Raw genomic sequence first — 6532 nt, 5'->3', positions numbered from 1 at the left:
GGCTTCATGATCCTGCTCCTGTTGAAGAGCGAGGCGGAATGCCTCGCTGGTCAACGGTGGCAGGAATAGGGCTTCGAGCGGCAGCGAGCCTGGCCGAAGCGGCTACCGCGAGAGCGGTTTAGTCCTCAGGCTGGGTGCGGCCACTCACCAACGACTGCTTTGCGGCGTTTCAGCTGTGGGGAGCGAGTCCAATGGGCTTCGCACGGCGCCACCGCCGACCTTGAGCACACGGGTGTAGATCTGGTGGTGGCCACATCGGCGTGGCCCAGCAGTTCCTGCACGGTTCGGATGTCCTCGGTGCTGCGGCTTTAGTGCAGAGAGCGGATCCGCTCGCGCAACTGGTCCAGCAGCCGAGGTGCAGTCAATGGCGGCAGACGGTGTGCTGAGCCGGGCCGCAGCGTTTCGTGAGACGGCATTTCGCGCGTTGGACTTGGCATGCATGCCTCCCTGCCAAATTGAAAACCCATCGTTACATGCCCCGGAAGCGACTGGCACAATCCGCGGCCTGGGAGGTGCCGGTTTGTGCGGAAATTAAATGCTGTATGGAACGACAGTCCATCGTCCGATGGTGGATGCGGATCAAGGACTTGCAAGCGCACAGTCGCGGTTGGTTAAGCGGCAAGCCGCTGAGTTCTGCAGCACGCCGTGCTGGATAAACCAATAGTTAGAGGGCTCCATGGACATAGACCCAAGCGTTAGAGCCCTACTCCTCGGCATCATGAGAACGTTCCCCGATGTTGGGAAACGCATGAAGCGTTGCGCCAGAGAAATTGGCGGCGTTTCCTTTGCCACAACTCGCATGATGAATGAGTTCTCAAGCATGACCTCCGAGGCCATTCGGGAGAGGAATGAGAAGGTTGCGCGGGAGCATCTTGCCTACGTTTCTCGTCTCCTAGCTGAAGCAGACGACAAGGTGCACGAGTACATTGCTGTCTACTACATGGAGGATTTAGTGTATGACCTCGACGAGAAGTCAAAGAAATGGGGTTGGACCATCATTCCTGAAGACTTGCGCGCACTCTACGTCGCCATGTGGGGGCAACCAAGGTTCCTCTGATCCCCGCCAGCCCTCTAACCCCTCCGTCAAGGGGACTGGCCTGCGGCCAGCCCCTTACGTCGAACGTTGGACGGACGGCGCGCTTTCCCTACAAATAAAATGGAGCAATCTATGAGTAATGGAAAAATGGAACGGGACTACTTCGAGGAAAAAAAGCAGTTAACCCTGGAAGGAATTAAGCATGCCCAGAATACCGCAGAAGAGGTGACGGGTCTGCTGAGTTCTTGGAGCTACGACGTGCCCAATATTTTCAATGCTGCCGAAGTTCATGAGTACATCCGTGCCGCGAAGGCTCAACTTGACGGTGTTCGGAGGAACTTTGAAAAAGTTCGTTGGGCATCAGCGAACACCGATCTGGGATTCAACGAATGGCTTGTCGAAAATGGGCACCCTGATCTGGTAATGGGATAGCCCATGGCCTAACCCTGCATTGCAGCCGACGCCTGACGGCGCGGCTAAATTTTTACGCTAGACCGCATCTATGGAGACCAGTCTCGAATCCGCCTGTTGGCACGACGGCCAGCTGCATGGCATCTCGTTCGAAATGGACGCAACCGGAGCACCCTCCGTCAAGCTGTCCGTTTCGCTCTACGACGACGAACAGGCTCCGAAGCGGGAGCAGTTTGTAGTTCTCTGTACAGGCGTCTCGCGCTTCGCGACCAGCATTGATGTTGCTGAACTCAAGAACAACGCAAGTGCTGGAAATGTCGGCAACGGGAGGATCGAAGGTGGCCTGCTATTCCTTGAATTGAGCGGTGGAAGCATCGAGATCGAAGCGAAGGAGTTCAAGGCGGATGCGGTCTAGCTGGTCGTTCGACACGGACACGCACTGGCAGTGCGCCGGTCAACGCCGACGTTGACTGCCCGATTTCGGGCGCCGAATTGGTCAAAGCGAAGGACCGCACCCGCTGCGAACCTGCCTGCCACCTGGCGAAAGACCGTGGCAGGCTGATAGCGGACGCCCCAGCTTGTCGCGCTTGTATGACCTAATCCTCTGGGTCGTAGGTAAGCAACGTCACCTTGTATCCGTCATCCTGTACTAGCGTCTGTTCGTACACAAATTCCGGCAGCGTGACCCCACGTTGGGAATCGTCAAGCCACCAGTGTGCATCGATTTCGTTCCAGTCATCGGTGCTGCTGGTGTCCAGCCGGCTCAGGCTCTTAGCGGGCAGCGGCGAATCCTTCCGCACGGTCAGCCGGGCCGTGAAGTACTCGCTGAAGTTGGTGTACCGGACCTTGTTCTCGTGTGAGAACACGACGGCATAGGCACGCTCACTGCGCTCGATGATGCGGCGAATCGTCGACTCCATGCTCGTGCCAAATGCGTCCCGCACCCGGATGACGTCGGCAAGGTCGAACTCGCGAGAGGGGCTGCATTCACGGGCAAGCAGGGCTTGCGGCATGAGGAGCTCAGCGGAGAACCGATTCGCCTCGAGCTCCCACCCAGCCTTGCTGGTCTTGAGGTCATCCGCCGAGCAATTGAACGTCGCCTGGCGATGCCACGGCAACAAGAAGTGGCCGAGCTCGTGACCTATCGTGAACCGCTGACGCGGCCGAGGTACGCGGGAGTTGTAGAAGATGTGCCCGTCGGACTTCTCGGGGTTCGTGATGAGCGTGCCTTCAAAGCCCGTGGTCTCGAATGCTGAAATCTTCGAGATGCCTGCCAAGCGCGCTAGCTCTTCAATTGGCACCGGTACTGGCATCGCCGGGTTCTGCCGCATGATTTCAGCGACCAAGTCTTCCGGCCGAACGAGGTCGGCTAACTCTATGAGGTCAAGTGCCACCATCTCCCTGGGCCCTCTTGTTCTTGAAGAGGTCCAGAGTTTGCTTCAAGACAGCCTGCTCTTGTTCTGATAGCGACTTGAAATCACGGAAGAACTGCAGTGCTTCCACGTCCTGCAGGGAGGCCTGGCTCTCGGCATCAGCCAAGTAGGTCAACGGCACATCAAAGTGCGCCGCAAAGCTTTTGAGCAGGTCCATCGACGGATTGCCACTTGCGCCCTTCTCCAACTGCCAGACGTGGGTCTTCGAGACCCCCACCGCTGTTGCTACGTCCTGGAGTGATTGTCCCTTCCGAAGCCGAAGCTCCGCCAGCTTGGCGCCAAGCGACATGCGCGTTCCCCTGCGTTCGAACAGATTTTAGTTGTGGGAATTCTAGTCTACGAACGATTCGTTCGCTGTAGTTGACAGGCATAAGGCGTTCACTTAATCTAACGATGCGTTCTCGAGGCGGCCATCCAGACCACCGCGATCCACACGGCTGTCATCAGACTCAAGAGGTACCCAGCATGTCCATCGAACCTTCTGTCCATCACGACGACGCCTCCAAAGGTAAGGAGAAGTCGTTCAACATCGTCATCAACGGTCAGCAAGAGACCGTGAAGGACAACCACCTGACGTACGAACAGGTTGTGCGCCTGGCCTTCCCGGGTGGCCCGTTCGACATCCTCTACTCCGTCACCTACGCCAACCCGCGTGGCCACGATGGCACCCTGGCTCCGGGCCAGAAAGTGACCGTCAAGGATGGGATGAGCTTCAATGTCGTCAAAACCAACCGCTCCTGATTCGGCCCTGCAGCAGCTCGCCGCGGCCGGATTCGACGTGGAGGTGCGCCAGCAGCATTTGCTGGTGCACCAGGTGCCTTACGTCAATGAAGCTGGGGTAGTGAAGCGCGGCACGGTCATCTGCAAGTACGTGGAATCCGGCGGCCAGCTGCTTCCGCCGAATGCAAATCATGGCGACAGCCATCAAGTCTGGTGGCAGGGCGAGTACCCCTGCTATGCGGACCGTCGACGCCTGGCCGAACTGGAAAACGAAAACCAAGGGCAGGAGCTCTTCCCTGGTTGCACGGTCAATTTCCGGTTCTCCAACAAGCCGGTCGGCGTGGACCACTTCCAGACGCATGTCGAGAAGGTGATGCACTACGTCAACCTGATTCAGGCGCAGGCCGGCGTTCTTGAGCCCTGGTCGCGTGCGCAGGCTGGAGGCGTGAAGCGCAGCGAGGACGAGTCGGTCTTCCAGTACCCGGACTCGGCATCGGCCCGGGCGGAGATTCTGATGACATCGGCCCAGTTGGCCATCGGGAACGTTGCCATCGTAGGCCTGGGCGGCACAGGCAGCTATGTCCTTGACCAGCTGGCCAAGACGCCCGTTCCAGGCATTGAGCTCTTCGACGGCGACCTCTTCGAGCAGCACAGCGCGTTTCGCTCTCCCGGTGCCGCCACCGAGGCCGAAATCGACGCGCGGCTTCCCAAGGGCGAAATCTACAAGCGGCGCTATAGCGCGATGCACCGCGGCATCGTCAGCCATCCATACTTCTTGGACGATACCAATGTCTCGGAATTGGCGGACTTCAGCTTCGTCTTCGTGTGCGTCGACCGGGCGGATGCTCGCCGCCTCATCTTCCAGTTCCTGCAATCGCGCGGCATTCCCTTTGTCGATGTCGGCATGAACTTGCAGCAGGTCAAAGGCTCGCTGCGCCTCATCGGAAGCTGCCGCGCGACCCTGGTGACTCCCGACCTGAACGACCACGTCGACAGCAGCGTCCCGCTGGCGGATGGTGATGACGATGCCCTGTATCGTCAGAACATCCAGGTAGCCGACATGAACGCGCTCAACGCGCAGATGGCTGTGATGCTGTGGAAGCAGTACTGCGGCTTCTACCAGGCAGATTTTGCGACGGTGAACATGCTGTTCTCGGTCAACCAGAACATGCTTGCGAAGACGGTCGCGGGCCTCGGAGATGGCGATGAAGGCTAGTAGCGCTATCAGGCCGGAGTTTGTCGAGTTCATTCCGAAGCTTCTCGAGCCCGGCGTGCTGTATGTCAGCGAGAAGTACCGTACCGCCTCGCACCTCTGCGCATGCGGGTGCGGCGAGAAGGTCGTGACTCCTTTGTCGCCGGCGGATTGGCACTTGAGCATGGTCGGCGGAAAGGTCAGCCTGCACCCGTCCATCGGCAACTGGAACTACGCCTGCAGGTCGCACTACTGGATTCGCCGAAATGGCATCTCCTGGGCGGGAAGCATGAGCAAGGGCCAGATTGAACGGGTTCAGGCACGGGACTTTGCAGACCGAGCCAGCCAGGTCGCCCAAATCAATCGCGAGCGAGATGAGCAGCGAGCCGCTGCATCGGGTAGCTTCTTTGGCCGAGTGCTGCGTGCGCTGCGCCGGTTGCTGAAGCTGTAGTCAATGGACGGTGGCGTCCGCGCCGAGTAAGAAAGGGGATCTCATGCCGAAGAATGAAAAGACCTCGCCGAAGGTGGCCAGCACGGCCTCCGCAATCTTGCGCAGCACCTCGTCGACCAAGACCGAACGCTCGGTCGCTGGGAGCGCCCTGTCTCAAGCAGGGGCCGGCCGGGTCACCTCGCCGGCAGTTGCCACGAAGGCAGCAAGGACTCTCGATAGCACTCGGACGTCGCCCGCTTCGAAATCCGTGGCTGGCAGCGTTCTGACACAAAAGGTGAAGCGCTAAGCCAGCGCTGAGCACTCGAACGAAGCCTCTGGAGAATCGCATGAAAGACATCCGGCGCCAGGTTAGCCTGCAATGCCCCACCTGCGGGAAGACCGCTTTTCAGTTCGACGAGGACGCAGGCCTCAGCGGAATCGTGACCTGCACATCCTGCGGCAGGCAACTGCGCCGCGATGAGCTGGAAAGCTCCAACTCCGAGCTCATTGAGGCTGCAAAGAAAGAGGTCGTTAGCGAGGCCAAGAAGGAGCTGGAGCAGATGGTGCACCGGACACTCCGCGACGCTTTCCGCGGCAACAAGTTCATCAAGCTTCGATAAGCGATGACATCCTCCGACTATGTCGCGCTGCTTGCGCTCGGCGTCTCCGCCGCCGCGCTCTTCATCACGTACCGGTTCAACGAGCGGCAGAAGAAGTTCTTTGAGAACCAGGAACTGCTCAACCGAACATTGCAGCGCAAGGAGGATGCCGAGGTCAAGGCATCCAGGCAGGCAGAACTTGACGCGAACTTCTTGAGGATTGGAGCCGGGTACCGGCTGCGAGTATTCAACCGTGGGAAGGCCGCGGCTAGGCACGTTCGCATCGAGTTCGCAGATGCAAGCTGCGAGAGCGTCTTCATCTCCAGCGATGTCGAGAGCAAGTTTCCGCTTGAGGTCATGCAGCCGCATGGTTCGGTGGACCTCATCGCCGCAGTCTCGATGGGCTCTGCCAGCAAGCACGCTATTCGACTACTTTGGGAGGACGACCACAGTTCTTCGAATGAGCGGATGTTGTACCCAACAGTTTGAAGGCCAACCGAAGGCTTGCAGGGCTCGTTTGTGCCGAAGGCATGCAGTTCGGGGGAGGATGATGCGCAAAGCGAGTGCGTGCCTCAGCGATGACCGCTTCAGTTTAGGTTTGTCCGACACCTGCCCGTCGCGCAGCCCAGGGCCGTGCATCACGCCGACCTGAGGGCAGGTGTCGGATAAACCTCGGGGGAGGAAACCGCGGCGCGTGCGGCGGCGGTTGTC

The 6532-nt window shown here is 59.2% G+C and carries 10 protein-coding genes; 8 read left to right on the top strand and 2 right to left on the bottom strand.

Annotation, left to right across the window (positions count from 1 at the left end; translation table 11 throughout):
• Positions 1–676 precede the first annotated feature (676 nt).
• From H5407_RS23095 to H5407_RS23085, 3 genes are all read left to right on the top strand, one after another.
• Positions 677–1057, top strand: coding sequence for a hypothetical protein (locus H5407_RS23095; RefSeq protein ID WP_183106842.1), 381 nt, complete (start codon positions 677–679; stop codon positions 1055–1057).
• Between the two features lie 111 nt (positions 1058–1168).
• Positions 1169–1468 carry a hypothetical protein gene (locus H5407_RS23090; protein ID WP_183106841.1) on the top strand — a complete coding sequence of 100 codons (300 nt, stop codon included), beginning with the start codon at positions 1169–1171 and terminating at the stop codon, positions 1466–1468.
• Between the two features lie 70 nt (positions 1469–1538).
• Positions 1539–1862, top strand: a complete 324-nt coding sequence (locus tag H5407_RS23085; protein ID WP_183106840.1) for a hypothetical protein — start codon at positions 1539–1541, stop codon at positions 1860–1862.
• A 181-nt stretch (positions 1863–2043) separates the two neighbouring features.
• On the opposite strand, the gene H5407_RS23080 is transcribed toward H5407_RS23085, so the two are convergent.
• The gene (locus H5407_RS23080) at positions 2044–2844 is read right to left on the bottom strand and encodes an ImmA/IrrE family metallo-endopeptidase (RefSeq protein ID WP_183106839.1); all 801 of its coding nucleotides are present in this window, start codon (positions 2842–2844) and stop codon (positions 2044–2046) included.
• A complete protein-coding gene (locus H5407_RS23075; RefSeq protein ID WP_183106838.1) occupies positions 2831–3169 on the bottom strand; it encodes a helix-turn-helix domain-containing protein in 339 nt (112 codons plus the stop codon). The genes H5407_RS23080 and H5407_RS23075 overlap by 14 nt, the downstream gene beginning before the upstream one ends.
• A 176-nt stretch (positions 3170–3345) precedes the next feature.
• Here H5407_RS23075 and H5407_RS23070 point away from each other — a divergent pair, with 176 nt between their 5' ends.
• The 5 genes from H5407_RS23070 (at position 3346) to H5407_RS23050 (ending at position 6310) form a co-directional block, all read left to right on the top strand.
• Positions 3346–3621 carry a multiubiquitin domain-containing protein gene (locus H5407_RS23070; RefSeq protein ID WP_183106837.1) on the top strand — a complete coding sequence of 92 codons (276 nt, stop codon included), beginning with the start codon at positions 3346–3348 and terminating at the stop codon, positions 3619–3621.
• Complete coding sequence (locus H5407_RS23065; RefSeq protein ID WP_183106836.1) at positions 3596–4816, top strand: ThiF family adenylyltransferase; 1221 nt, start codon at positions 3596–3598, stop codon at positions 4814–4816. Before H5407_RS23070 ends, H5407_RS23065 begins: the two co-directional genes overlap by 26 nt.
• Positions 4806–5243: a DUF6527 family protein gene (locus H5407_RS23060; protein WP_183106835.1), complete on the top strand. Its 438-nt coding sequence runs from the start codon at positions 4806–4808 to the stop codon at positions 5241–5243. The genes H5407_RS23065 and H5407_RS23060 overlap by 11 nt, the downstream gene beginning before the upstream one ends.
• Before the next feature lie 326 nt (positions 5244–5569).
• On the top strand, positions 5570–5842 hold the full coding sequence (locus H5407_RS23055) for a hypothetical protein (RefSeq protein WP_183106834.1): 273 nt from the start codon (positions 5570–5572) through the stop codon (positions 5840–5842).
• Between the two features lie 3 nt (positions 5843–5845).
• On the top strand, positions 5846–6310 hold the full coding sequence (locus tag H5407_RS23050) for a hypothetical protein (RefSeq protein ID WP_183106833.1): 465 nt from the start codon (positions 5846–5848) through the stop codon (positions 6308–6310).
• Positions 6311–6532: the final 222 nt, after the last annotated feature.

Source organism: Mitsuaria sp. WAJ17 (genome assembly GCF_014174515.1).
GTDB lineage: Bacteria > Pseudomonadota > Gammaproteobacteria > Burkholderiales > Burkholderiaceae_C > Roseateles_B.
This window is presented reverse-complemented; position numbering and strand designations above follow the sequence as displayed.